25 protein-coding genes, 1 tRNA gene and 1 pseudogene are annotated in these 24398 nt (G+C 48.3%); 7 read left to right on the forward strand and 20 right to left on the reverse strand.

Going from position 1 to position 24398, the window contains the following annotated elements; genetic code table 11:
* Positions 1-71: 71 nt before the first annotated feature.
* Positions 72-485, reverse strand: a complete 414-nt coding sequence (locus JR338_01415; GenBank protein ID QRN83443.1) for a hypothetical protein — start codon at positions 483-485, stop codon at positions 72-74.
* Between the two features lie 135 nt (positions 486-620).
* Here JR338_01415 and JR338_01420 point away from each other — a divergent pair.
* Positions 621-689 (forward strand): annotated as a pseudogene (locus JR338_01420) (hypothetical protein).
* Positions 690-711: 22 nt separating this feature from the next.
* Positions 712-786: transfer RNA gene (locus JR338_01425), tRNA-Pro, on the forward strand.
* Positions 787-938: 152 nt separating this feature from the next.
* Here the strand turns inward: JR338_01425 and JR338_01430 are convergent.
* The 7 genes from JR338_01430 to JR338_01460 all read right to left on the reverse strand — a co-directional run bounded on the left by JR338_01430 (position 939) and on the right by JR338_01460 (position 6346).
* The gene (locus tag JR338_01430; GenBank protein ID QRN83444.1) at positions 939-2138 is read right to left on the reverse strand and encodes an MFS transporter; all 1200 of its coding nucleotides are present in this window, start codon (positions 2136-2138) and stop codon (positions 939-941) included.
* An 836-nt stretch (positions 2139-2974) separates the two neighbouring features.
* On the reverse strand, positions 2975-3565 hold the full coding sequence (locus tag JR338_01435) for a hypothetical protein (protein ID QRN83445.1): 591 nt from the start codon (positions 3563-3565) through the stop codon (positions 2975-2977).
* A gap of 8 nt (positions 3566-3573) precedes the next feature.
* Positions 3574-4542: an RHS repeat-associated core domain-containing protein gene (locus JR338_01440; GenBank protein QRN83446.1), complete on the reverse strand. Its 969-nt coding sequence runs from the start codon at positions 4540-4542 to the stop codon at positions 3574-3576.
* 114 nt (positions 4543-4656) lie between these two features.
* A complete protein-coding gene (locus JR338_01445; GenBank protein ID QRN83447.1) occupies positions 4657-5043 on the reverse strand; it encodes a VOC family protein in 387 nt (128 codons plus the stop codon).
* A 71-nt stretch (positions 5044-5114) separates the two neighbouring features.
* Positions 5115-5456 (reverse strand): PAS domain S-box protein, encoded by a 342-nt coding sequence (locus tag JR338_01450; protein ID QRN83448.1) that lies wholly within the window; start codon positions 5454-5456, stop codon positions 5115-5117.
* A gap of 154 nt (positions 5457-5610) precedes the next feature.
* Entirely contained in the window at positions 5611-5844 is a 234-nt protein-coding gene (locus JR338_01455; protein ID QRN84327.1) for a helix-turn-helix transcriptional regulator, read from the reverse strand.
* A 7-nt stretch (positions 5845-5851) separates the two neighbouring features.
* Positions 5852-6346 (reverse strand): hypothetical protein, encoded by a 495-nt coding sequence (locus JR338_01460; protein ID QRN83449.1) that lies wholly within the window; start codon positions 6344-6346, stop codon positions 5852-5854.
* Between the two features lie 191 nt (positions 6347-6537).
* Here JR338_01460 and JR338_01465 point away from each other — a divergent pair, with 191 nt between their 5' ends.
* Positions 6538-7443 carry a hypothetical protein gene (locus JR338_01465; protein QRN83450.1) on the forward strand — a complete coding sequence of 302 codons (906 nt, stop codon included), beginning with the start codon at positions 6538-6540 and terminating at the stop codon, positions 7441-7443.
* An 8-nt stretch (positions 7444-7451) separates the two neighbouring features.
* Here the strand turns inward: JR338_01465 and JR338_01470 are convergent, their stop codons facing one another.
* From JR338_01470 to JR338_01495, 6 genes are all read right to left on the reverse strand, one after another.
* Positions 7452-7895, reverse strand: coding sequence for a CBS domain-containing protein (locus JR338_01470; GenBank protein ID QRN83451.1), 444 nt, complete (start codon positions 7893-7895; stop codon positions 7452-7454).
* A gap of 121 nt (positions 7896-8016) precedes the next feature.
* Complete coding sequence (locus tag JR338_01475) at positions 8017-8688, reverse strand: DUF3159 domain-containing protein (protein QRN83452.1); 672 nt, start codon at positions 8686-8688, stop codon at positions 8017-8019.
* A 2-nt stretch (positions 8689-8690) separates the two neighbouring features.
* Positions 8691-9041: a DUF4345 family protein gene (locus tag JR338_01480; protein QRN83453.1), complete on the reverse strand. Its 351-nt coding sequence runs from the start codon at positions 9039-9041 to the stop codon at positions 8691-8693.
* Between the two features lie 4 nt (positions 9042-9045).
* Positions 9046-9402, reverse strand: coding sequence for a DUF1475 family protein (locus JR338_01485; GenBank protein QRN83454.1), 357 nt, complete (start codon positions 9400-9402; stop codon positions 9046-9048).
* 1 nt (position 9403) lies between these two features.
* Positions 9404-10171: a DUF1295 domain-containing protein gene (locus tag JR338_01490; GenBank protein ID QRN84328.1), complete on the reverse strand. Its 768-nt coding sequence runs from the start codon at positions 10169-10171 to the stop codon at positions 9404-9406.
* A 20-nt stretch (positions 10172-10191) separates the two neighbouring features.
* On the reverse strand, positions 10192-11079 hold the full coding sequence (locus JR338_01495) for a DegV family protein (GenBank protein QRN83455.1): 888 nt from the start codon (positions 11077-11079) through the stop codon (positions 10192-10194).
* Positions 11080-11781: 702 nt separating this feature from the next.
* Here JR338_01495 and JR338_01500 point away from each other — a divergent pair.
* Positions 11782-13368 carry a diguanylate cyclase gene (locus tag JR338_01500; GenBank protein ID QRN83456.1) on the forward strand — a complete coding sequence of 529 codons (1587 nt, stop codon included), beginning with the start codon at positions 11782-11784 and terminating at the stop codon, positions 13366-13368.
* A 71-nt stretch (positions 13369-13439) separates the two neighbouring features.
* Here the strand turns inward: JR338_01500 and JR338_01505 are convergent, their stop codons facing one another.
* From JR338_01505 to JR338_01525, 5 genes are all read right to left on the reverse strand, one after another.
* Positions 13440-13655 carry a cold-shock protein gene (locus JR338_01505; protein QRN83457.1) on the reverse strand — a complete coding sequence of 72 codons (216 nt, stop codon included), beginning with the start codon at positions 13653-13655 and terminating at the stop codon, positions 13440-13442.
* Between the two features lie 225 nt (positions 13656-13880).
* Positions 13881-14204 carry a DUF1232 domain-containing protein gene (locus tag JR338_01510; protein QRN83458.1) on the reverse strand — a complete coding sequence of 108 codons (324 nt, stop codon included), beginning with the start codon at positions 14202-14204 and terminating at the stop codon, positions 13881-13883.
* Positions 14205-14270: 66 nt separating this feature from the next.
* A complete protein-coding gene (locus JR338_01515) occupies positions 14271-15665 on the reverse strand; it encodes a hypothetical protein (GenBank protein QRN83459.1) in 1395 nt (464 codons plus the stop codon).
* A gap of 16 nt (positions 15666-15681) precedes the next feature.
* Positions 15682-17940 carry an NADPH-dependent glutamate synthase gene (gene gltA, locus JR338_01520; GenBank protein ID QRN83460.1) on the reverse strand — a complete coding sequence of 753 codons (2259 nt, stop codon included), beginning with the start codon at positions 17938-17940 and terminating at the stop codon, positions 15682-15684.
* Between the two features lie 117 nt (positions 17941-18057).
* A complete protein-coding gene (locus JR338_01525; GenBank protein ID QRN83461.1) occupies positions 18058-19008 on the reverse strand; it encodes a tetratricopeptide repeat protein in 951 nt (316 codons plus the stop codon).
* A gap of 238 nt (positions 19009-19246) precedes the next feature.
* Here JR338_01525 and JR338_01530 point away from each other — a divergent pair, with 238 nt between their 5' ends.
* Genes JR338_01530 through JR338_01540 form a run of 3 tightly spaced genes read left to right on the forward strand, consistent with a single transcriptional unit; the run spans position 19247 to position 20696 of the window.
* Complete coding sequence (locus JR338_01530) at positions 19247-19747, forward strand: YfcE family phosphodiesterase (GenBank protein ID QRN83462.1); 501 nt, start codon at positions 19247-19249, stop codon at positions 19745-19747.
* A gap of 9 nt (positions 19748-19756) precedes the next feature.
* On the forward strand, positions 19757-20134 hold the full coding sequence (locus tag JR338_01535; protein ID QRN83463.1) for an MmcQ/YjbR family DNA-binding protein: 378 nt from the start codon (positions 19757-19759) through the stop codon (positions 20132-20134).
* Positions 20124-20696 (forward strand): exonuclease domain-containing protein, encoded by a 573-nt coding sequence (locus JR338_01540; protein ID QRN83464.1) that lies wholly within the window; start codon positions 20124-20126, stop codon positions 20694-20696. The genes JR338_01535 and JR338_01540 overlap by 11 nt, the downstream gene beginning before the upstream one ends.
* Before the next feature lie 171 nt (positions 20697-20867).
* On the opposite strand, the gene JR338_01545 is transcribed toward JR338_01540, so the two are convergent.
* Positions 20868-24209, reverse strand: a complete 3342-nt coding sequence (locus JR338_01545) for an immune inhibitor A (GenBank protein QRN83465.1) — start codon at positions 24207-24209, stop codon at positions 20868-20870.
* Positions 24210-24398 lie beyond the last annotated feature (189 nt).

The following is a 24398-nucleotide window of genomic DNA, read 5'->3' on the forward strand; positions in this document are numbered from 1 at the left end:
CTTGTGTTGGCGTAATTATACATCTGGAGTGAGACGCTACCGTCGAAAAGCGATGCTTGATTGGTCAGGACTTAAGCTATCGGTAATCGCCTTAGGGCGCCGATGAATTCATATTTATTCAGTCCAAGGGCTTCCATTCCGGATTTGAAACGGAGCGTGAGGGTCTTTTCCAGAACAGGGGTGGGGACGACCAGCACAGGCTCGTTGAAGAAATTCTTTGTGACCTGGATATCGCTGAGCTGCGCTTCAATGGGATTGGAAACGACTTTTTCACCGCGGACGGTGCGCACGGCGAGGACGATTAGACGTTGATTGGTCACTGCGGCGTGAAATTCCCTGGCTGCATACCGGGCGATCCCGCGGGTGAGAAGCAGGTGCGAAATGGAAGGGTCTTTTTTGAAGATCCCCAGGGCAGTGATGGTTTCGTCAGGCTTCAGGAGGGGGGTGAATTCACATTCCAATTGGTGAGGGTAATTGGCGGACATAGATACTCCTTGAAGAAATATAGATTATTAAGTTTATTATGGCATAAGGAAGAGAGAGGAACCCTAGATTTTCTAGGGAATATCATGAGTAAAAAAGGGGGCGATATCTGGTAATCCGCCGCATTTAGGGTATAATTGCATCTGCATTTTTACCGAGATGCAATGTGGTCCTGTTGTCAGCGGATGACCCGAAACGCTGAAGGAATGCGAAGGACCAGAGAAGAATCGGGGCGTGGCTCAGCCCGGATAGAGCGCACGGTTCGGGTCCGTGAGGTCGACGGTTCAAATCCGTCCGCCCCGACTATTTTGATCAAAAAAAAGACTCTATTTGCCGCACGAAGTGGTAAATAAGGTCTTTTTTTGGATTAAAAAAGAGACCTTCTCTATGAGTCGAAAATCTAACTTTTGGGAAAAAGGGAATTAACAACAATGATAAATAAATTCCCCAACAGGTTAGGCAGCGTTTGGTAACTGTTCCTTCTGGGAAGTCTTTCGATTTAGGATGAGAGAGAGCACTGCGAGAGATGAGATGAAGAATAAGATAGCCCAGGCAAAGGCAGCAGGGCTGATTGAGTTTAGGATATTCCCCGCAAGCGAGGGCAAAATCATCCCGCCAACAGTTCCCGAGGTAATAATTATGCTGCCGGCCTTATCTACATTCTTTCCAAAGAACTTGGGCATGAAGGAGAGTAATAGCGGGTAGAAACCCCCAAAGCTTAGACCGATGAAAATTAACGATATCAATGAAGGCAGGTAAGCACCTGTTGTAATTAAGAAGAGAATTGATCCAACTATTGAACCTGCAATGTTAACAAATAACATTTTCATCTGGGTCAGTTTATTGCTTAGGAAAATTGCCAGGACTCTTCCTATAGAAATGAACATCCAATACAAAGAGGCACTCATCGACGCCTTCTCCGGGCTCAAACCTGTAGTATTGGTCAGGAAGATTGAGGCCCAACTGCCAACGCTAAATTGGGTTCCGACCACAATAAACAGCATAGCCCCCAACAGCCAAACCAAAACATTCGTAAAAACTGGCGTCTGCTTATCTTCGACCAATTCCACTTTCACGGTCTCTGACGAGACAACTTTTTCTTCGCGATGGATGAAAAGAAAAACAAGCCCAAGCGCGAAGAACATTACCCCAGCAACCCATTCGACTAGTAACCCACGGTTAAAATATTTAATGAATAGGCTAACAAGAATTGGTCCCAGCGTTGATCCGACACCATAAACAAGGTGCAATATATTCAGAAAGGCGACACTTTTTTCGGGGTAGGCTTGACTCACAATAAGATTGGAAACCATATCCAATCCACCTTGTCCCAGACCTATTACGAAACAAAAGGATACCAACAGTCCAAGCGATTTGACATTCACAAGTCCGAAGAGCCCCAAGGCGATTAAAAGGATGGAGATCGTCATTATCGTCATTCTGCCAAATTTTGTGGTTAACCACCCTGATGTAATTTGAGTTAATAATGATCCGGTATAAATTGCAGTGAAAATTATTCCAATTGCAGCCGGAGTTGACCCAATTCGATCGGCTAATTCCAGGATGACTGGGCCAAGCCCTGCGCTATATATCCCAAAAGAAAAAAAGCTTATACAAGTAATTACGAAAATGACCCGATTTCGTGAACGATTCATGGATTATGACCTAATCTATAATAATTTAGCTATAGGGTACAAAAGGAGATTATATCAACGGCCTTTCAAATTAGGTTTGAAACATAAATTGGATTTTCTGATGTCTTCATAAACAATTTCGAGATAAGTTGCCAGGTTTTTAACAATCACGAAACTCTGATACAACAAAACCAATGGAACCCTTATGACATCCTTTTGGATAGAACACTCCAGCATCGTGGCGAATTCAACGGTATCGGGACTCGTACTTCAATTAGAAGTCAACTTTTTTCGACAAGGTTTGAAGTCCTTGGTGTAAAGGTAAACAGCTCATGATTCTGTAAACAAATTTGGATTATTTTCAGAGCTTATGAGGTCAATGGTTCAAATCCGCCCGCCCCGACTATAAACCCCTCTGAGCGAGGGGTTTTGTGGTTAATTCTGAGAGGGGGGGATAGTGGTGGCCACCAAAGGGAGAAGCAAATCATAGGCTAATACGGACGGCATTCAAAAGGCTCCCGCTGGTAGCCATAACCCACTTTGAACCGTGATAAGGGGTAGGAGAGAGAAAGCGTTGGATATTAAAAACCAGGCATAACTAAAATCAATCCACTTCTCCAATTCGATAATTCCCACCGCGGGAGTCACGTTTACACCCAGAGTGATGGTTTGTTGATAATAGGGCCCTATAAAAACGGTGGTGACGACCTGGTGAACATCAGTTATTGGGCCTGCACCTGCTTGTTAGAAAATTGTTGCAAAGTTTTCTCGATAATTGGCTAATGGTGTGAAAGCTAATTATCTAGTTTGATAACAGATCTGAAATAAATACTTTTCTTGCTTCATTTATAAAATATTTATTCCCTAATTGAAAAACTTGATATGATATCTGAATATATATTTTCTATTTGATCCCATCTGTTTTCTCTATCGCAAATAGATATTATATATCCATGACCGTTTTGAATCGTGACTAAATCCCTGCAATATATCGTTGGAGCAAGAATTGGATGATTTGTGTCAATTCTAAAATTTAAAAATTGGCCAGATGAATGAATATTAGATTGTAATATTGAAAGGATAAAATTCGGATTATTTTCGTCTGCCATTCGAGAATTGTCCCAATCAATTAGTTTGTCAAGCTGGATATCTTCCTCTTCAGAATCAAAATTTTTTACTTCATAAATGATCATTCGAGGAAATCTTCCGTAATTGCTAGCTACAAATATAATATGTTTTTCATAACTAATTTTCTTTTCATATACTTCTCGGGCATCAAATCCAACCCACTGATTTGGTATTAGTATTGAAGCATTCCCATTATCAATGACTGTTTCTTCTAACTCTAAATCAGTCAATCCTAAGAATATCCTTATGACAAATATTACGGTTAATAGCAAGGATATTACTAGTAGGATTATTACCGGCTTCATCTTTTTTATCTTCATTTTCTCGCCTAATCTCCAACTATAGTTGTAAAAGCAGAACTCCAATTAAACCCAGCCTCTGGTCCCAGCTGAGGAGAAATTGTTATGCCTGTGATTTTACCAATACCCAGAATACCTCCGTCTAAATCGAAGGATAGACCAGCAGCTACGCTAACAGGTATTACAATTGGCCCAATCGGAATGCCAAATGGAATAGAAATTCCAGCCTCTTGACCCCAACCCTCGAAATCAGTAGTCGAATTTACTCCCCATGACAACCCAAAATTTATTCCTTCCGACATCCCTACTGAAGATGGGTTTGACTCGCCAACTGAGACAAATGTATGTTGCCCATTTATCCATACTAATCCGGTTTCTGCAATCGTACCATAATAACCAGTTCCCATTGCCTGTTCTACTGAGACGGAAAAAGCCAAACCCAGATCGGGGAAAATCGGCCCTATCAATATTTCTTCGGGTAATGGTGTTGGGGTATGAGAAGGAGATGTGTCATAACCAATGGGTGATGGGGTTGGAGTAGAAGGCGGTTCCAATGGAGGAGCAGGTGTAGGCGTAGGACTCTTTCTTGGTGATGGTGTTGAAGAAACACCAGAATCTGAATATAGACCTATAGAATAAACCATTCGTATATAGTCTTCTTGTTCTGTAATAGTCTCTGCGCAAGCGGGATCATAATAATCTCCACCCAACCAATGACCAGATGGATCAGTATGTATCAATGGACGATAATTAACGTATGCATACCTATTCCACGCCAGAGGATTTCCTGGCTTTGGCACAATCGTATCCGCCTGGATGAAATGCCCAATCTCACTGTCATACCAGCGCGCCACATAATACTTTAATCCAATCTCTGCAGCTTCCCGCTGTCCTGTGTAGGTGTAGTCAGTCGGCAGTTCAGTTGCGCTGACGCCCCAGGTTTCGCCAAAAGGCAGATAGGAACGTTTAGCCACTTCCTGACCGGATGTGTTAATCACCAGCGAAGTTGAGCCGAGATGATCGCTGATCAGGTAGAGAGGGCTGTATGAATCCTCCCTCACGAAGTCCCCGAAACAATATTCACGATTATAAATGATTTCGTTATGATCCTCTCAACAGATGACAATATTCCATTTGATCCCGAATTTGTCCATTACGGCTGCAATGGTTGGTCCGAAGGACATCTTCTCAAAATCACTCAGGATTTGACCTTGGGCTGCCAGGGCGTTGAAGATGTGATGCGCTTCTTCCTCGTCACTGGTTTCAATCACGAATTTGATCGCGGTGAAATCCGGTTTCTCGCCTGTATCAGCCAGATATAGGTTGAGGTCACCAATTTTCAGTTCAGCATGGAAAACCTTGCCAAGTAAATCGGGATTATTGGTCATCCCGTCTTCAAACATGTATTGAAGGAGGACTTCCGCGCCGAAGATGGATTGGTAGGTGTTAATTGCATCCTGAGCATTTAAGTTGAAGTTCAGGTAAGCTGCTGCTTTCATCGGATCACCTCAATTAATCGTTGGTTTTTTCAATTTTACGATAACGATATCTTGGAACGCAACAGTATCTTTTAATCCCTCTTATAATGCGGCACTTCGTTTGGCAAAGGCAGGCTCAATTCGACAACCCCTTTCAATTCGCCATCTTCAAAATAGGGCGCTTGATAGATCAGTTTCTTTTTGCCATTTTTCTCAATGGTATAGGCGTTGGGTTCACAGTCGCTATAAAGTTCGCGAACCTTGGCCTGTGTCTTCGGAGGATGGCAGTCGACCACGCTTTGCCCGATCAGATCTCGGCCGCCAGATCCCTTGAAGGTCTCAGCGGATTTAGCGTTCATAGCAATGATGATCGCGTTCTCATCGGTGACGGTGATTGCGCCAGGGAAGTTTTCAAACCAGGTTTTATTCTTCATAGGGACTCCAAGACAGTTCACAAGGATAGAGTTGATTGCTAATCATATCATGGCAGGATTATTAGATTGATCAAAAAAGCTCCTCGATTATTCTGAGGAGCTTTACTTTTAAATTCATTTCTTTTCGATCAATTTTCTGATTATTCGGTCATTCTTATTTCTTTTTATTTTTCTTGTTCTCAACCTCGACCGCTTCATAGCTGAACGCTCTGGTGATGTCCACCTCAAAGGCATCTGCAATGGCGAAGGCGAGTTTGAGAGAGGGGGAGTATTTGTTCGCTTCAATGGCGATGATCGTTTGGCGTGAGACGCCTACTTTTTGGGCCAGGGCTTGTTGGGTCATCTCATCGGCGAAGAAGCGCAGCTCTCGGATGTTGTTGTGGATAATGATCTCTTTAGCCATGGATTGCGCCCTTCCGGTAGAGGATCAGATTGACAATACCTTCAGCAATTGTCCCGATGAAAAAAGCGCCATAGATCAGGTTCAGCATCACGGCTGGCGGGAAGTCCAGAAGGATGGACGCCAATCCGAGCATCAGACCGGCGCTCAGGGTAGCTGAATTCGCCTTTGAAGATTTGAGCTCAAGCAGTTTGTCGCGTTCATCTTCGATCAGGGCGCCTTTTAGTGCTTCTTCGATCTCTGCATTTTCCGGATCTTCCTGCTTGATGGCTTCTTTTACTGAAACACCAATTGAGAGGAGAACGTGGAATACGATCTGGATGATGATGGCTGCGACAATTGCTATGCCGATAAAGGTCAGCATGGTGATAGCCCAGGGTTTGAGGGCAGTTGTCCAGGTGTGCTTGGAAAAGGCGGTGAGGCAGTAGGCAGCGTAGACAGCCGCCATTGTGAAGATATTGACTAGGGTCCTTCTTTGTGGATATGACATTTTATTTACTCCTTATTAAGTTTGTTTTACCTGACACATTGTATACTATTTTAGCCAAAATGTCAAGAAAATATTACATTATGTTAAGAATATCAGTCATGCAGAAATGAAATCGCCCCCAGATACGTTACTTGAAATGCCTGTCCGGGTTATATAAAATGAAAGTACCTCATCCACCAGGGCAAATCCTTATGTCTGAAGTTGCATCAGCTTCAACAATCCAATCTGCGATCACCGATGAGATTTTCTTCGCTCTCGGGCTAAAGCACAGGGGACTTGTGCGGCGCGCGTTGGGATGGGTTTTTGCCTTGCCCACGCGTCATTTCGCACGGCACATGGCCGCGGTGGACGTGGCTATAGCGAAAGGGGGGGCACCCGCGGGCTGCCGGGTGATGATGGAGAGGTTGGATGTGGATATACGAGCATCGGGTGTGGAGCATATTCCAACTTCCGGCCCAGTCATGCTATTGGCAACCCACCCAGGTGCTTATGATTCGATGGCCATTGGCAGCCTGGTACCCCGCACGGACCTGAAGGTTATAGCAACCGGGACGAGGCTATATTCGGTGATGCCTAATCTGCGGCCGAATGTCTTTTTTGTGAAGAAGGGTGACGTGCGGGAAAATATGATGACCTTACGCAATGCCATTGAGCACTTGCGTCAGGGCGGAACCTTATTACAGTTTGGCTCTGGGAGAATAGAACCCGATCCCGCAACGGACCCGGTGGGGGATGGTATCTTTGCCAAGTGGTCGCCCAGCCTGGAGATAATTCTCCGCAAGGCACCCGAAACGACAGTAATCCCGACTGTTCCCAGCGGGGTGCTGCTAAAGCGTTTCCGGGACAGCCCGCTCACACGGCTGCGAAAGGAAAATGTGGACAGGCGAAGATTGGGGGAATTTATTCAGATACTCCAGCAGCTTGCCTTCCCGAAAAGCGTCGAGGGAAAGGCGAATATCAGCTTTGGAGAACCATTCCGGTTAGCTGATCTGGAAGCGGTAAGTTCTGGGCAGCGAGTGATGGCCGCGGCGATTGCGCGGGTGAAAGAGACGCTGGCGGAGCATCGTAATTGGATTTCAAAATTGGAAGCTGAATAAAACGAATCCTATTGGTTATAGGCCCCATCAATGTATTTACTGAGCTGCTCGATGGTGTATTCATGTTGGGAGATGATCGCTTTGACCACGTCGCCAATGGACACCAACCCAACAAGCTGGCCTGCTTCCACAACGGGCAGGTGGCGGATATGTTCATCGCTCATCAGCTGCATGCATTCCTCAATTCCTGCATCAGGGCTGATAGTAAAAACTTCCCGAGTCATCAGGGTGACAGCCTGCCGGTTCAGATATAAGGCCTCCTCCGAGGCAATCTGGCGGACGATATCACGCTCGGAAATAATCCCGACGATCTGACCATTCTCCATGATCAACAATGCGCCGACATCTTTTTCAGCCAGGATCTGGATGGTGCTGAAGACCGTGGTCTCAGGTGCAATTGTCCATACCTGATCCCCCTTGACTCTCAACAAATCACGTACTGTCGTGAACATGGTTTGCTCCTTATGGCAAGGGATGAATTTTTCGTTATGAGAAGTGGATGCGCTGATGCGAAGTTGTGGCGCTCTATAATTATTTTACACTGACAGGCGGTTGGAATTCAAACATTTCTGCTTAGAATCCCCGTGTCTGACCTTTCCAGGGGGGAGTTGAGCCCGCTATGTATTCCTCTACACCAGGCCCACCCAAACGACGCAGGCGCCAGACCCCATAGATGTAACTCAACACGAGTACCAGAAGTGTGACCGGCCAACCGAGCAGTGTCTCGATCCAGGTGAGCGCGCTAAGCTGGTCTTTCAGGTATAAGGTTAACTGTAAACCGAATCGAGCGAGGAAGAAAACCAACCAGGCGATGGTGACCTCACGATAAGCCGGGTGGATATCTTTTCGCCAGAACCAATCTCGTGGCCAGCCCCGACTGAGGTGGCTGACCCAGGCTGCGAGGGGTTTTCCGATCAGCAAACTGATCAAGGCTGCCAGGATCATAAATGCACTTGTGACCAGTGCGGGGAGGAAGTAATTAATCGCATCCTGGGTGAGCAGGGTTAGGCCGACAGCAATGCCAACCAACACCAAACCGGCCAAGGAATATCCCCAGGGTTGTTTTTTGATTATCCGCAGTACGCCCAAAACAAGGCTCAGTCCCAGGGCTGTGATGGCACCGACTGTCAGCCCAAAAGCTGCATTAGTGAGCGCAAAAACGAGGGGCAGGATCAGAGCATCGAGAGTCTTGCCGGTCAGAATGGATTTTAGTTCCTGGCCGATTTCTTTGAGATCAAATTTCATGCTTATCCCGGCAAAACTAGAATAATACCCAAAACGATCTCCACGGCTAAGCTGATCCAATTGGATTGAACAACGGATTTATCCACGAACATTGATATCGCGCGAACCAGGCCGACAAAGAGATAGGTCACACCCAGCATGGTGTAGGTTTGCGGTAGTCGGTAGTAGAGTGCCATCACGCCCAAAGCGATAAAGAAAGCTCCCAGCACCGCTCGGATTTCAGTTATACCGCGTGGGCCAGGCGCTTCGAGGCCAGTGAAACCGTAAACTGAGCGAGGATTAATCAAAGAGATCAGGCCCGTGGCGATGGTTGCCAGGCCGGCAATGATCTTCAAGATATTTTGTAGATTCATGGGACTATTCCTTTCCAATTTTTGTCAGGATTTGATCTTTTCGGTCACCGAGGAAAAAGCTCAACCAGTCACCTTTGGACCGAATCAATGCAATGAGCAGATATAAACTGCCGGTGAAGAAGCCCAGACCCATCATCAAAACGATCCAAATAATGGCAGCTAATATATTCTTCTCACGAAATGCGATCCAAATCGAGAACAAGGTGAAGCCTACGTATAGATCCACAAATGAGACAATACCCCAGGGATTAGCCAGAAGTTCTGCACCATCTTGTGAGAAATTACCATCTACAAAACCGTTGACCAAAACCGCGGTCATAGCAATAATACCGATAATTGCGATAAGCTTCGCTATTTTCAATTTAATCCTCCTTTGATTTTGGAAACCAGGGGATGAAGGCACTGGTTCTTTTGACATAGTCTTCGTAACCTGGTTTGGTTTTTGTGAGGGTTTTTTCGAGCAGAGAAACACCAGAGACGCGGACCAGGAGAAGAGTCATAATGATAGGGCTGAAGATTGTCCACCAGCCACCAGCAGGCACAGCGAGCAGATAGTAGGCCCACCATTGAGCCGAATCGCCGAAATAGTTAGGGTGGCGGGAGTAACGCCAGACGCCGGTTTTGAGAACCTTGCCCTTATTTTCGGGACTGGCTTTAAAACGGGTTAATTGGGCATCGCCAAAGGCCTCAAAATAGAAACCGAAAAGCCAGAGTGCTATGGCTATACCATCAAATATGACCAAGGCATCTGAAGTGTTGGGGTTTTGTACGGCCGTCAATGGTGCAGCAATGATCCACATCAGGAGGCCTTGGAATAGGAAGACCTTGAAGTAACTTTTCCACCACCACTGCGGCCCATTTTCTTCGCGCATTTTGACGTAGCGAAAATCTTCACCTTTACCCCAATTTCGGATCAGGATGTGGATGGATAGCCGCAGCCCCCAGATGGTCACCAGACTCACAACGAGCCAATCACGGGGCCCCAGGCTTTCGAGGGTGGAGAAGAACGCAACCCAAGCGGAAAGGACAAACCCTGCACCCCAAAAGATATCGACGATGCTGCTGTCTTTGAGAAGCATGCTGATAATCCATAATGTGGTCATCAAGCCTACAATCCACAGCCCTGTCATAGCGTGCAGTTGGAGAAATTCTAGTGTAGCCATCGATATAACCCTTTCTTTGGTTCTTGATCCAATCCCTCTTTTTCAATCCAGTTGATGCACAATGCACCGGGGCCAACATGGAAACCCAATGCCGGATTAACCTCTGTGACCCAGGGCTTTGGCAGGTCAGGGTAATGTTCCTGCAGGTGTTGGATCAATTCATCCGCCTGGTCCGGAACATTGGCGTGGGTAATGCCAAAATATTCTGACCGTGGTCTGACTTCAAGGGCCCTATGGAGGACTTTTTCAAATGCTTTACTTCTCGTTCGGGCAACTTCCATTTTCGAGATATATTCGTGCATTTTCAGGATGGGTTTGATGCCCAGCAGGCTTATCACACTATGCTGGATGGAATTGATCCGGCCGCCTCGTAACAGATAGTCAATGGTATCCAGTTTGGCATAAGCGTATGCCCGATGGATGGCTGCATTGAGAATATCCTGGATGGCTTGAATGTTTTTGCCTTCTTTGGCTGCTTTTGCGGCTTCTACCACGATTAGGCCTAAAGCCATGGAGAGGTTCCCTGAATCAATGGGATAAACCGGGATTCCTTTGAATTGTTCAGCAGCGATTTGAGCTGATTCCAGAATAGCGCTTAGTGTTCTGGAAATATGAATTGAGAAAATGGCTTCTGCGCCATTGTCCATCAGGTGCTGATACGTTTCGATGAATTTACCGGGAGATGGCGCAGCTGTGCTTGAATTGTGGCTGGAATTTGGCAGAGCCTTATAGAATTGATCGCGGGTTAGGTCAATCGTATCCAGGTAATCAATGTTATTGAGCCGGACATGAAGAGGAAGAATGGTGATGGGCAGATTGGCTGCAATCTCAGGAGGTATATCGCTGGTTGTGTCTGTAATAATTTGGATGGTCATTATTCCCTTTCCAAGTTAATATTTTGTGCGTTATTTCATTTTTTATTTTTATTATAGAAGAAGATAGAAATGGAAATCAATTATTGTACAACCTTTGAATAGCCTGTCTCGTGTTATTCGGAAGAGTGGAACAGGGATATTCGGGAATTTGAGTGCTTAGGGCACTGAAAACGAATTGGAAATTTCGAAAATTTGTCTAAAAACTTGATTTTTCTTATTCATCTGAGCCTTCCACCCAAACTACAATGTTTGATTAGGCGGAAGGTCTATATATTATGTGATCCAAACGCATTCAGCTTCATCTTCACAAGGACTGTCGAATTCAGGTGGACGGAGTGCTCAGAATCTGGGTCGGGCCAACGGAGAACCATCCCCTGACTCATCCCGATTTTCAGGGAGTGATCCCTGAGAGAGGGTATGACAGGGGAATGGTACCTTTTTGGGACAGAAACCCTTATCATAATCTGCAGGCTAGTGAGGACGGACTCTAGAGACAACCCTTGCGCAGCAGCTGGAAGAGACGCATGTGACCATTTTTAACCAAAAATGCAGCGCGCTTCGGGGGAATTTTGGGAGTTATCCCCTTATCCTTAGTTTATACTCATGATTTCTATAATGTGATTACTCCTAAGTAGAACAAATGATTTTGTTGTAGTTATTGAGTTAATCACCAAGAACTTCTATTAGAGAACTGATAAGAATATGAACGAGAGAGTATTTTTAGTTGTTGAATTGATTCTTACGGCAATGGTTCTGTTTCTTTTAGGGGTAATGTCCTGGAGCCGGCGATCAACCGGAAAAGCGGCTGTGTTTTTAGCCATTAGTTTGTGGTCTGTGGGCATCTATAGTTTTGGCTATGGGATGGAGCTCAACTCATCCACACAGCAGGCCATTTTCTTTTGGGTTCGTTTTGAGCATTGGGGGATCCAACTGATTGCGCCAACCTGGCTGCTCTTTGCGATGAGCGTGTCGGGCTATGAAAAGAAAATCAAGCCATCGCTGATGGTACTTCTTGCAATTATCCCTTTGTATCTTTTTATTACCTCTCAAACGCTTGGTGGACTGAACTGGGCCCATTGGAACCCAAGAGTGGACTTTAGCGGTCCTTTCCCAATGTTTGTCTATGATCGGAATGTATGGAACTATATTGCAGCTGGGTTTTATCTCATATGCCTGGCGTTTAGCACCGTTCTGTTTACAATCTCCTTATTCAACTCTGTGGCGACCTTTAGGAGAAATGCGGCTGTCTATCTGCTTGGTTCATTGCCGCCGCTGATCGGACAGCTGTTCCATAATTTTAAGCTCTTACCATCAAATATTGACTATACGCCTTTTATGTTGTCCATCAGTGGTTTGTTCTTTGTCTATGGTTTCACCAAGCTGCGCCTTTTGGATATTATCCCCTTGGCGCGGGACACGATCTTTGAGAATATGAACACTGGGGTTATGATTTTGGATCGTGAAGATCGGATCGTGGATTACAACCCTGCCATGCAAATCATCGTGCCAGAGTTGGATAAAAAAGTCATTGGGAAGACTATTTATAAGACTTTTCCTAATGACCCTTCCTTGTTGGAGCTTGTGAGAGGGGTAAAATCAGGGCGGATTGAGTTGAAGTTTGATGAAGGTGTTGCCACGGCTTACTATCGGGTGAGCATGGCAAGCATGCAGGATAAAAAAGGCCAGCTAATTGGTAAAATCATCAATTTTTATGAGTTCACCATGGAAAAGGACCTTCTGGATGAATTGGTAAATCAGGCGGCTCATGATGGATTGACTGGGATTTACAATCGGCAATATTTTATGAAGCTGGCTGAAAAGGAGATCCTGCGACACAATCGCTATGGCGGTGACCTCTCATTGATAATGATGGACCTAGATCACTTTAAACAGATCAATGATACTTATGGACATGCAGCAGGTGACCTTGTGTTGCGGACAGTAACGGATATCTTCTCAAAGATGATCCGCCAATCAGATATCTTTGCCAGGATAGGTGGCGAGGAATTTATCATGCTGCTGCCGGAGACAAAGCTTGAATCGGCTCAGATTCTTGCGGAACGGTTGCGCAACACTCTGGATCTGACATTGATTGAATATGAGGGGCAGCAGTTTTATGCCCATGCCAGCTTTGGGGTTTCCGGCGAGGGACCAGATGAACAACGCAGCCTTGATGATCTTTACCGGGTTGCCGATCGAGCCCTTTACCGGGCGAAATCGATGGGTGGCTCATCCGTTTGCGTCAATACACATAACCCTTTTCTGATGGCTGAGGCCGAAAGTCACTAAATAAATTTGTAGAATAAAAAATGCGGTGCTGATAAAGCACCGCATTTTTCTAATTTTGAATAATTTACAACTCAGTCAATGATTTCAACATTCTGAGCCTGGGGGCCTTTTTGACCCTGGACGACTTCAAACTCAACACGCTGACCTTCGCGGAGGGTCCGGAAACCCTCAGCATTGATCGCCGTGAAGTGAACAAAGACGTCTTTTTCGCCGCTGTCGCGGGCAATGAAACCATAGCCCTTTTCGCCGTTGAACCATTTGACAACGCCAAGTTCTCGTTCTGCCATGCCTGGAAACCTCCTTATTACAATATTCCTACCTAATCCTGCTAACGTACTTTCCAAACAAGAACAAAACGAGCCTTCTTTTTTGAAATTCCGTTAACCATCCTTTTCAAATATACTATGGTTTATTTTCCCCGTCAATTATATTTGTAAAAAGGCCAATAAAATCAAAACTGCCCGTAAGGGGCAGTTTGGTTTTTATCAAGTAAGGGTGTTTACCCGGAAATCTTAGTCATTCTCTGTGGGTGTCTCAGATTTCGCAACGTTTTTCTTTTCAGCCCGGTATTTCTTCCCTTCTGTAGCTTCCACAATGCCCGCGATGATCAGCATGACTGCAAGGCTTTCATCCAGGTTGCCTATACCGGGGATGACATCCGGGATCAACTCCAAGAGGCCGGCAGTGGGATTCAATAAGTAGACTACACCAATGACAGCCAGAACATAAACCAACCAGGCAGGCCACCCATGTTTGGAAAGGGGTTCACTGATCGCCTTGACGAATCCTGAAGGGCCTTCTTTTACTTTATCCAGGGGGGTGATTTCTTTATCCATTTTTCTCCTTATCTTTCTTCTCTTTGGATATCTTACTTTTATTTTTACCATTAATCCTTGCGGATGCTAATCCCAAAAGGTGGGGAGATGTTCCTTATAGGCGATTAGGTATTCATCCAGGATTTGTTTCGCCACGTCCATATCCCGAATAACGGGGTCCAGCAGGAGCGCCTGGAGGGCTAACTGCCGGTCTCCCATGACCACTGAATCCACAGTCAGGTGGCTGATGGTGATCTCACGCCGGAGCAATTCCGCGATCCCCTCCGGGATTGCCCCAATATGAACGCCCGTGACGCCATTGGCATTCAACACGCCCGGCAGTTCAATGATCGCGCCCAAAGGCAGGTTCGTGATCTGGCCCTGATTGGGAACATTCACGGCCTCCCAGACTAGATCGCTATTCATCTGAATATTCTCGATCAATTCAAGAGCGCCTTCACTGTAGAGTGGGATGAAGGCTTCCGGATCGGTTTTCTCCTGAATGGCTTCTTGCAGGCTGACCCATTGATCGTCACGTTCCTGACTGTGGGTGTGCCATTCATAGAGCTCAAGTTCATATTTTTCCCAGGGCTGCGTCGTGGGGTCGCTGACCCAGGGGAGGTATTCGCATAGGTGTTCATCGCCGGGAATTGGGAACAGGCCAAAAGCATCAAAGACCCGGCGGCTGAGAGGCTCGAAGCTCTCAGGTAATGCCGCCCAGCGCTGGCGAAACAACGGGTAGAGGTCCTCTCCGGTCGTTCGATCCCGGACGGCCAGCATCCAGGTGAAGTGGTTCACACCGGCAGCAGTGATTTTGATTTTCTGCAGCGCTTCCAGTGCTGTTACTGATCGGGCTTCATTATACTTGGGGCTGGCATGGGTGCTGGTGAATTCCGGCAACACAGTGATGCCCAGGTCATCTTTCAGTGCTTTACCGACCATCGCATACCCAGCGCCCAGCTGGTGGCAGAGACCAACCACTTTGATCCTGCTGTGCCGATGGACGGCCGCACAAATCCGCTGCATGGGGTTGGTGAAGTTGATGAACCAGGCATCGGGACAGAGTTTTTCCATGTCCCAGGCGATTTTCAGGATGGGAACGATGTTCCGGGCGGCATGGGCGAATCCCCCAGGACCGCCATTCTCTGCATAAGGCTGGCGGACGCCGTATTTCAATGGGATCTGCCAATCGGATTCCCAGAGACCTTCCCGCGGTCCGACTTCCGTGGCATTGATCACATAGGAAGCGCCGGGCAGGGCAGGGCGGTGAGAAGTGTATGCCGAGATCGTCATCTGGCTATCCCAAACCTCATTGAGCCATCCAACGAGCTGGCGCATGATCTTAAGATGTTCAGCGTTTCGGTCCACCAAAACCAGTTCACTGCCCTTGAGGTGGGGGCTGCGAAGGAGAGAGACCAGGGTGGTCACCCCAAAAGAGTAACTGCCAGCACCGATGCAGACGATTTTTGTTGGATAAGGCATGAGGTCTCCGGTTTGATCAGGGTTTGGATTTGAGGTAGGCATTGATGGCGCGAGCGGCTTTTCGACCGGCTCCCATCGCCAGGATCACGGTTGCGCCGCCGGTGACAATATCACCGCCGGCATAGACGCCGGGAACAGAGGTTGCCATCGTCTCTTCATCAGCGATGATATTGCCCCAGCGGTTGAATTTAAGATCTTCAGTGGTGCGCTGCAGGATAGGATTGGAGCTGTTGCCAATGGCCACTATAACCAGGTCAATCGGCACTTCTTTCTCCGAACCTTCGATTGGCACAGGCCGCCGCCGGCCGGAGGCGTCCGGTTCACCTAGTTCCATCTCGATCACTCGCATACCCGTCAGCCAGCCGCGTTCATCACCCAGAAAGGCTACAGGACTTTTCAGGAATTGGAAGTCCACGCCTTCTTCCCGGGCATGATGGATTTCTTCCAAACGGGCAGGCATCTCGGCTGCTGTCCGGCGGTAGATGATGCTGCCTTTCTTTGCACCCAGGCGTAGCGCCACCCGAACTGAATCCAGGGCGGTATTACCGCCGCCGATCACGGCCACATGCTTATCCTTGCAGTCAATCACAGGTGTGTCATAGTTGGGGAATTTGTAAGCCTTCATCAGGTTTACCCGGGTAAGGAATTCATTGGCGGAATAAACACCCACCAGGTTCTCGCCGGGGATGTGCATGAAATGGGGCAGGCCGGCGCCGACGCCGATGAAAACAGCCTCGTAACCTTCTTCGTTCATCAATTCATCGAGCGTGTAGGTCATCCCAATCACAGTGTTGGGTTGGAAGTTAACACCCAGGGCTTCCAGGGCTTCCACTTCTTCCCGCACGATCGCTTTGGGCAGCCTGAATTCCGGGATGCCGTAGGCCAGAACCCCGCCAAATTCATGAAAGGCTTCAAATACCGTCACGTCATGGCCAGAGCGGATCAGGTCACCGGCGCAGGAAAGACCAGATGGCCCAGACCCAATAATGGCGACCTTTTTACCTGTCTTTTGCTGCTGGGGAATGGGTTCGGGGATCAGGTCACCGTGTTGGCGTTCATAATCCGTGACAAAACGAGCGAGAGCGCCAATTGCAACTGCGTCGCCGCGTTTCTGCAGGATGCAGGCCCCTTCACACTGGTCCGATTGGGGGCAGACCCGGCTGCAAACCGACGCAAGCACATTATCCTGTTTGATGAGCTGTGAGGCGGGGATATATTCGCCTTCCTTGATCAACTCGATGAATTCTGGGATGCGGACGCCCACCGGGCAGCCAGCCACACAAGCAGGTCGCTTGCAGTCCAGACAGCGCTGTGCTTCAAGCTGAACCAGCGCTTCCGTAAAGCCCAGGTTGACCTCATTGAAATCCTTATTGCGTTCTTCCGGATTACGGGCGGGCATGGGCTGGCGGGGAATCTTGCGGATTTCCCGTCGCTGTTGGCGTTCAACCTCTTCTGCGGCTTCTTCCAGGGCGCATTTCTCTTCGTGGAAATAGGCCCGGTTACGATTCATCAGGGTGGCAAAATCAACGAAGTGGGCATCGAATTCCGGTCCATCTACGCAAGCGAACTTAACCTCGTCACCGACCACAACCCGGCAGCCGCCGCACATACCAGTGCCATCCACCATGATCGAGTTGAGGCTGACCACAGTCTTGATGTTATTAGGGCGGGTCAATTCCGTCACGGCCTGCATCATAGGCAATGGTCCGACAGCCAGGACGAAATCAATGGGATTGCCTTCATCAATCAAGGACTGCAGTAGGTTGGTGACGAAACCCTTTGTGCCATAGGTGCCATCGTCCGTGCAAACCCGGACATCATCCGCAATTTGACGTAAATCCTCTTCCAGGATGACCAGTTCTTCGGTCCGCGCACCGATGATGGCTGTGACTTTGTTGCCAGCCTTCTTCAATGCTTTGGCCTGGGGGTAGCTGACGGCAGTGCCAAGACCGCCGCCGATCACAACGACATGACCGAAATGCTCAATCTCCGAGGCATTGCCCAGCGGACCTACCAGGTCGCGGATCTGATCACCAGCCTCAAGCTGGTTAAGCTTGTGGGTGGATTTACCGACACCCTGAACGATCAGCGTAATAGAGCCCTGTTCAGGATCAGAATCGACAATTGTGAGGGGCACACGTTCGCCCTCCTCCGAAAGCCGAATGATCACGAACTGTCCGGGATGGCGCTTTTCAGCGATCACCGGGGCCTGGATGACGAACTTTTTGATATCCTGGGCAATGAACTGAGCATCTAGAATTGAGTGTGAAGCCATGAATCCACCTTTAATCAATAGAGTACGGCTGCAAGACCATAGAATAATATTTTATCTCATTGGGGAAGGATGAGGGGGAAATTTCGGTTTTGTTTCTGTTTTTTACGGGAGGGCGCATTACTCAGCGGGAGCGATTTCAACCTTAAAACACCAATAAGAGGCTGCCTCGACGACAGTGTTCGCTGGCAGCTGCTGGAAACAATAGAGACCGGGATTCAATTCTGATTCGGCGTGGAGCAAGCTTATCCCGTTTTTCTTATTTTGGAAATTGAAGGAGATATACTCTCCGGTTTCATAGATCAGGTTGAGTGTTTCAGGGTTCGTCTCAGCCGTGTAGATCACGATAGTGGGATTCGTGGTTTGGCTGGTAGGGATTCCAACATCCTGTGAGGGCAGACCTTGATGCTGTTGGATGTCTGAATAGAGGTCATTTTCAAACAGGAAAACCCCGGCATAAGGGGGTAACCCTTCAGCGGCTTTTGATCCTGAAAGGGCATTGATCGGCAGGTCGAAGTCGAAGATCGCACTGGCGGCCAGGATGCCGATAAAGGCAAATACCACCACGACCACACCCAACAGGACTATCTCGAAAGCGCTGAGTTTGGGCAGATCTTTCAGCAGTTTCTCCGATGATTTTACCGGTTTATTCTTTTCGGGTTTTTTCCCGTCTTCTTTTTCACCGGACGCAGCCATCTTATTGATCTCGTCCAGTTCAAGCTTGGATAAGTCTTCATCATCTTTGACAGGGTCAGGACGACCTTTGGGCGGGAAGGGGGAAATGGGGCTGGTGTGATCGGAGAGGTGATCGTTTTGATCGGCGATCTGGTCCCGTTTGCGTTTTTGCAGGTAGGCCATGCCGCGTTGAGCGGGGATATTCTGAGGGTCAATCTCGAGGGCTTTTTTCAGGAAGATCTCTTGCTTATCCAGGTCATCAATAATTGCAGCAACCCAGACCCAGACATCCGCGTTCTGGGGTTCCTCAATAATCGCGTCCTTCAGGAAGTCCAATGCTTCCTGCATGTGGCCGCTCTTTGCTGCTTTGATCCCTTTTTGAAGCGAAGATACCATAAATTCTCCCTGACCGTAAGAAGAAAATGATCGAATAATGGAGAAAATTCTTATGTGTCAGAATAAATTTCTACTTTAATGATTTTACCACAGGCGAGTATGAGAATAGACTCAATGCTAAAATACGGCAAAGGATTCAGGGTTTTTTCTGGTTAGGGTATTATGTTCATCCGATACATTTTTTGAGTTCTCCCCATCATCATTTATAATGGAGAGAGTCACTGAGAGGAGCGCAGGGATGAAGATCGGTATATTGTCGGATACGCACGATAGCTTATCCAATGTCATTTATGCTGTTGAAACAATGCGAGACCGGGGGGTTGAGACCGTGATTCACTGCGGTGACCTAACGGATTTTGAATTGATCTCCCGATTTGAAGGGTTTAGACTGATCTACCTGTTGGGGAATATGGACCATGCCAGTGGGACAATTGTCAAACTGGTGCAAAGTATGAATCCTGATAATTTTGCAGGGACGATATTCACCGGTAAGCTGGATGGCGTTTCTGTGGCTGCCACGCACAGTCATATTGAGGGTATGGTGATGGATTTGGTCCGATCCAGAAAATATCAGTGGATCTTCCACGGCCACACTCACCGGAAGCGAGATGAAGTGATCAGAGGGGTGCGGATTGTCAATCCCGGCGCTCTGGGCGGCTTGAACCATGGACTACGTACTTTTTGCATTGTGGACCTCAACTCATCGGATGTGGAGTTTATCCAGATCCCTTCGGATTAATGGCAAACTATGAACTATGATTCCCTTTGTAAATATTTAGAAGCGAAACCTGATTCACGGCGGGACATGCCCTTTGGTGCGGATACCCTTGTTTTCAAAGTGATGGGGAAGATATTTGCTCTGGTCGCCTGGCAGGCTGATCCATTAACGGTTAATCTCAAGGTGGACCCGGTGGAGGCTTTGTTCCTGCGGAAACAGTACCCGGCCGTGATGGCAGGTTATCATATGAACAAGAAACACTGGAACACGGTTACTCTGGATGGCAGCATCCCGGATGCGGAAATCCAACGGATGATTGATGACTCTTACGGCCTGGTGGTGAAGGGCCTGAGCAAGGCTCAGCAAGACCGGCTGCGGATGATGGGATGGATGGACGATGAAGCGTAGATTGGACAAAATTCTGGTTGTTGACCTGGAAGCTACTTGTTGGGAGGGTGAACCACCGGCAGGGGAATCAAGCGAGATCATCGAGATTGGCTTGTGTGTTTTGGATGTTACAACCGGTAAACGAACGGATACGCAGGGGATTCTGGTGAAACCGGAGCGATCCACCATGAGTGACTACTGCCAAAGTCTGACCACGATCACACCGGAGATGTTGGTAGGGGGAATGACCTTCGCTGAGGCGTGTTCATTGTTGGTTGAGCAGTATGACTCCAGGCATCGAACGTGGGCGAGTTATGGCGACTTTGACCGCATCAAACTCCTGCAGCAATGCGAGGATTGGGGTGTTCTCTATCCTTTCGGGCGTTCGCATATCAACGTCAAGAACCTTTTTGCGCTGCAGCAGGGCTTTTCACAGGAAGTTAACCTACAAAAGGCAACGGCTCTGTTGGGTATACCCTTTGAAGGCACAATTCACCGCGGGGTGGATGATGCTTGGAATATTGCTGAAGTGCTGAATCGGGTGCTATTTCAGCGCAGGAGTGAGAGTAATCTTTTCGGTTGACATGTCAGCAGTAGATCAGGCTGATGGGTTGCGAAAATGTCCGATTGGGTTGAAAACATCAATTGTCTTAGTGCTTTCCTTGCTTGAACAAATTCGGATAACCATAAACAAGAACACCCGGTGGAGAAATAAACCGGGTGTTCTTGTCGTTGCGAGAACGGAGAGTTACCGTTAAGGTCTGCTCATAAAGGGGATAAAGCTGAGCAAAGAGGCTGAAAGTTCAATTGTCGCCTGGTCAGTTGCTGGTGGGTTGCTGGGGTCGCCCTGTGAGGTGACTGATAGAATGACCTGCTGTACTTGACCAAAGGTTGCGTCAGCAGGAACGGTCACTGTGATTTCCAATGTCGTTATTTCACCAGGTTGTAAGTCAATCACTTCCCGGGTTTTCAGGTTGATGACCCAATCGCTGTTGCTCAAGTCGATATCATAGGAATCTGGATTGAGGCCGGCGTTGGTCAGTTGAATTTGAACGGTGATCTCTTGCCCGGGGGCTGAACCGGCGGTTACTGCATCTGAGCTGAGATAAGGCCGATAGTCCGGTTTGGCTTCACAGGCTGTGACGGAGAAATCGTCAATGTACCAACCTTCGAGACCGATGCTGGCATCACTGCCCTGTGAGAAGCGGAACTGAACATCTTGTCCCGCATAATCCGACAGGTCTACAACCGTCTTGGTCCAATCCTGTAGGCCGCACCAACCGAGGTTGCCACCCAGTGGGTTGCCATAACCATCTGAGATGGTGCCGTAATAGGGATTGGTCAGCAGCATACTTTCGGGGACTGGTGTCCAGCTTTGACCGCCGTTATCGCTGATTTCCAGAATGGCGCCATCAAAACAGCCGGTTGTTCCGGAGGCTTCAATATCGGTCCATTGCCAGAACTTGAGTGAGGCCGGTTCATCGTAGGTTTCGGGGATGCTGATCGTCGGGCTGGTCAGACGCTGCACGCTGATGGCATTCTTATCTACTGAGTGATATGAGGTGTTGGGGCTGGTGGAACGACTCGTAGAGAGCGCCCAGGTATCATTGGTGCCGCTGTGCGTCCAACCGGCCGGGTTATTTTCAAAGTTGGTTTGATAGACATCAAGAGGCTGGGTGCCTTCGGGGCAGTCACCGGCGGCGAGGACGGTCTTGAATTGATAAGTGCTGGAATAGCTGCTGGTACCGCAGGCGTTGTATGCCCGGACACGCCAGTAATAGGTGGCGCCATTGGCGAGTGAGCCGGCAGGGTCAAAGGAGGGCTGATCTAATCCGGATTGGGAATAGACAACCTGATTGAAGCCGCTGTCGAGAGCAATTTGAATTTCGTATGTCAGGCTGGATTGGGGTTCAGCCCAATTCAAGTAAGTGTCAATTGAGACATCGGTTGCGCCATTGGCCGGGTTGGTCAGGGTGACTGTATCTGGTGCTGAGGCGAATATGCTCAGGCCCAGATTGTATTCATGGTATAAGCTGCCGGAGGTACCGCTGACGGTCAGAGTGTAATCCCCGACATTCGCTTTCCGATCGGCGGAAATGGTCAGTTGGCTGACATTGGGTGGTGTGACCGGATTGTAACCAAGCGTTGCGGAGACATCGGAGGGTACACCTGTAACAGCCAGGGAAACAGGGCTGCTGAATCCATTGGTTTGGCCCACAGCGACTGTGGCGTTTGCGTCGGCACTCTGGCAAACTGAAACGGTGGAGGGCTCAACACTTAAGGTGAAGTCTGAGACTTTGGGGCCAATGAGCAATTCGAGGGAAGGATCTCCCAGGAGATTATAGGATTCCCAGTAGTAACGACTTTGAGCTGTACCGGTGCCATAGCGTTCTGATTCAACTGCCATCAGGCCGGCGAACATGAAGGAGCCGACCACATTGGCGGAGTCAGCACCGCTATAGAGGGCATCCATCATCGCCCTTTCCATGATGTCGTCGGGTCCCCAATAGCTGCTGGAGGACGAGCCGATGAACGCCACTGCGCCTTTATTGGCCTGCAGCATCCAGGTTTCGCCAAAGGATTCAGTGACATTGTAATCACCGGTGAGGCAGGCAAAGCTGGCAACCACGCTCAGAGCACCGGAATTGGAAAGGCTGCGAATGTTGCTCTCACTGAGCGAAGGGCCGCCCCAGGAGACCTGCGAGCCGTGCCCGGAATAGGCCACCAAAGCCCGACCGTTATTGAGCGCATTGATTACATTGCTGTTGCCAGCGCCATAGGTGTGGGCATAGAGTTTATCGCCACCGGCCTGCGGATTGTTGGGGAAGGTCCCGGTGTATCCGGCAGGGAGGGTGTCGTTGGAAATCACATAGTTCTGAGTGGCTTCAGCGATATCCCAATAATCAGCATCGCTGGAGGCCAGGAGGGCTGCTTTCATTACCCAACTCTCCGAACCGGAGAAATTGTTATAGGTGACCAGATTATTGATCATGGTGGTCAACTGGCTGGTTGAACGAGCGGGCAGCCGGCCAACAAAGATATCCGGAACCCAGTCACTGCCGTCCACGGTGCCGTAGTACAAGTCGGTCACTCTGCCGGAAGATTCGCCGGTGAATGCAGGCATGGTTGAAGTACCGTTATCGAGGTCCCCGACCAACAGAACGTAGGTGGGGGCGATGGGCCAGGTGTTATAGGCGCTCTGGATATAAGCTTTGATCGCATCCGCTGTCGAACCGGTTGTTGATAGTCCAGCCACGGTCACGGAGAAGCCCTGGGAAGATTTAAGGTTGACCAGGGGTTCCAGGGTGGAGATGTAACTGTCAGGTGCGATGATTAGATAGCCGTCCCCGCCAATCGAACGATCAGCGTCAGCCTGGACCTGAGGGGTGTAATTGAGCAAACTTTCAGAAGCGATGGCTTCGAAAGCATCAGAAGCCAGACTGGTAATCACGGTTCCCCGGCTTACCGCGCCAGGGATGGTGAGGCGAACGGTCAGTTGCTGATAGATTTGGACAGTTTGGGTTTGGGGGTCATATTGGACCGGCCAAAATGCCAATTGTGCGACCTGATGGCCGCGCAGAATGTAGGTGTCCAGGAGTTGGGCAGGTGAATCAGGATAGATACCATTGACCTGTTGGAAAACCGAGGCGGAATTAACGCTGCAAAGTTCACCTGTGCCGCATTTTTCAGTTTCCTGTTCGGTAGTAGGAATCGAAACAGGGAGGTTCTCCTCGCCGAGGGTGGCGGTATAGGAAACGCTATCCAGAATCTCAAAATTGACCGTTTCACCGGCTGGGACTTCGATATCTTTATAGAGCACAGGGAGGTCAGGGACGCCTGCATCTGAGGGGTGATCGTAGTACGCTTCATTAAATAAAGCACTTTGATCGTCAACGGGTTTTTGCAGTGGATTGGCGGGGAACTGAATGACTAGTTCCAGCACATCACCTGTGGGGGTGTTGACGCTGATTTCCGGTTGGTTTACTTCCTGCTGTAACTCGGTTCCCTGCGTTGCAGCAATGACCGTCACAGGGAACACGAGTGACATCAGGATTGGGACCAATAAGAAGAGTTGTTGTAATTTACCTTTATTCATTCGCAAGTTGCCTTAAAATCTGATTTGCGGATATAATCTTTCTCATTATTTCTATGTTGCGGTTTCATGTTACGAAGATTTAGCATCAAAAGAGTGTAAAAAAACACCGATTCTGACTGGAAAATATGATTTTTGGTTAGAATGAAATGAGAAAGCCCTTTCTTGTGGCAACTCTAATCTGAGTCTTAA

It is taken from the genome of Chloroflexota bacterium (genome assembly GCA_016887485.1).
GTDB lineage: Bacteria > Chloroflexota > Anaerolineae > Anaerolineales > Anaerolineaceae > Brevifilum.

Excerpts from the sequence above, each read along its gene's own strand:
- JR338_01545 (QRN83465.1), bottom strand. The coding sequence starts at position 24,209 with ATGAATAAAGGTAAATTACAACAACTCTTCTTATTGGTCCCAATCCTG.
- JR338_01510 (QRN83458.1), bottom strand. The coding sequence starts at position 14,204 with ATGGATAAAGAAATCACCCCCCTGGATAAAGTAAAAGAAGGCCCTTCA.
- JR338_01450 (QRN83448.1), bottom strand. The coding sequence starts at position 5,456 with ATGAAGAATAAAACCTGGTTTGAAAACTTCCCTGGCGCAATCACCGTC.
- JR338_01515 (QRN83459.1), bottom strand. The coding sequence starts at position 15,665 with ATGCCTTATCCAACAAAAATCGTCTGCATCGGTGCTGGCAGTTACTCT.
- JR338_01540 (QRN83464.1), top strand. The coding sequence starts at position 20,124 with ATGAAGCGTAGATTGGACAAAATTCTGGTTGTTGACCTGGAAGCTACT.
- JR338_01505 (QRN83457.1), bottom strand. The coding sequence starts at position 13,655 with ATGGCAGAACGAGAACTTGGCGTTGTCAAATGGTTCAACGGCGAAAAG.
- JR338_01445 (QRN83447.1), bottom strand. The coding sequence starts at position 5,043 with ATGAAAGCAGCAGCTTACCTGAACTTCAACTTAAATGCTCAGGATGCA.
- JR338_01500 (QRN83456.1), top strand. The coding sequence starts at position 11,782 with ATGAACGAGAGAGTATTTTTAGTTGTTGAATTGATTCTTACGGCAATG.
- JR338_01480 (QRN83453.1), bottom strand. The coding sequence starts at position 9,041 with ATGAATCTACAAAATATCTTGAAGATCATTGCCGGCCTGGCAACCATC.
- JR338_01470 (QRN83451.1), bottom strand. The coding sequence starts at position 7,895 with ATGTTCACGACAGTACGTGATTTGTTGAGAGTCAAGGGGGATCAGGTA.
- JR338_01460 (QRN83449.1), bottom strand. The coding sequence starts at position 6,346 with ATGTCATATCCACAAAGAAGGACCCTAGTCAATATCTTCACAATGGCG.
- JR338_01435 (QRN83445.1), bottom strand. The coding sequence starts at position 3,565 with ATGAAGATAAAAAAGATGAAGCCGGTAATAATCCTACTAGTAATATCC.
- JR338_01475 (QRN83452.1), bottom strand. The coding sequence starts at position 8,688 with ATGAAATTTGATCTCAAAGAAATCGGCCAGGAACTAAAATCCATTCTG.
- JR338_01430 (QRN83444.1), bottom strand. The coding sequence starts at position 2,138 with ATGAATCGTTCACGAAATCGGGTCATTTTCGTAATTACTTGTATAAGC.
- JR338_01415 (QRN83443.1), bottom strand. The coding sequence starts at position 485 with ATGTCCGCCAATTACCCTCACCAATTGGAATGTGAATTCACCCCCCTC.
- JR338_01535 (QRN83463.1), top strand. The coding sequence starts at position 19,757 with ATGAACTATGATTCCCTTTGTAAATATTTAGAAGCGAAACCTGATTCA.
- JR338_01525 (QRN83461.1), bottom strand. The coding sequence starts at position 19,008 with ATGGTATCTTCGCTTCAAAAAGGGATCAAAGCAGCAAAGAGCGGCCAC.
- gltA (QRN83460.1), bottom strand. The coding sequence starts at position 17,940 with ATGGCTTCACACTCAATTCTAGATGCTCAGTTCATTGCCCAGGATATC.
- JR338_01530 (QRN83462.1), top strand. The coding sequence starts at position 19,247 with ATGAAGATCGGTATATTGTCGGATACGCACGATAGCTTATCCAATGTC.
- JR338_01465 (QRN83450.1), top strand. The coding sequence starts at position 6,538 with ATGTCTGAAGTTGCATCAGCTTCAACAATCCAATCTGCGATCACCGAT.
- JR338_01495 (QRN83455.1), bottom strand. The coding sequence starts at position 11,079 with ATGACCATCCAAATTATTACAGACACAACCAGCGATATACCTCCTGAG.
- JR338_01490 (QRN84328.1), bottom strand. The coding sequence starts at position 10,171 with ATGACAGGGCTGTGGATTGTAGGCTTGATGACCACATTATGGATTATC.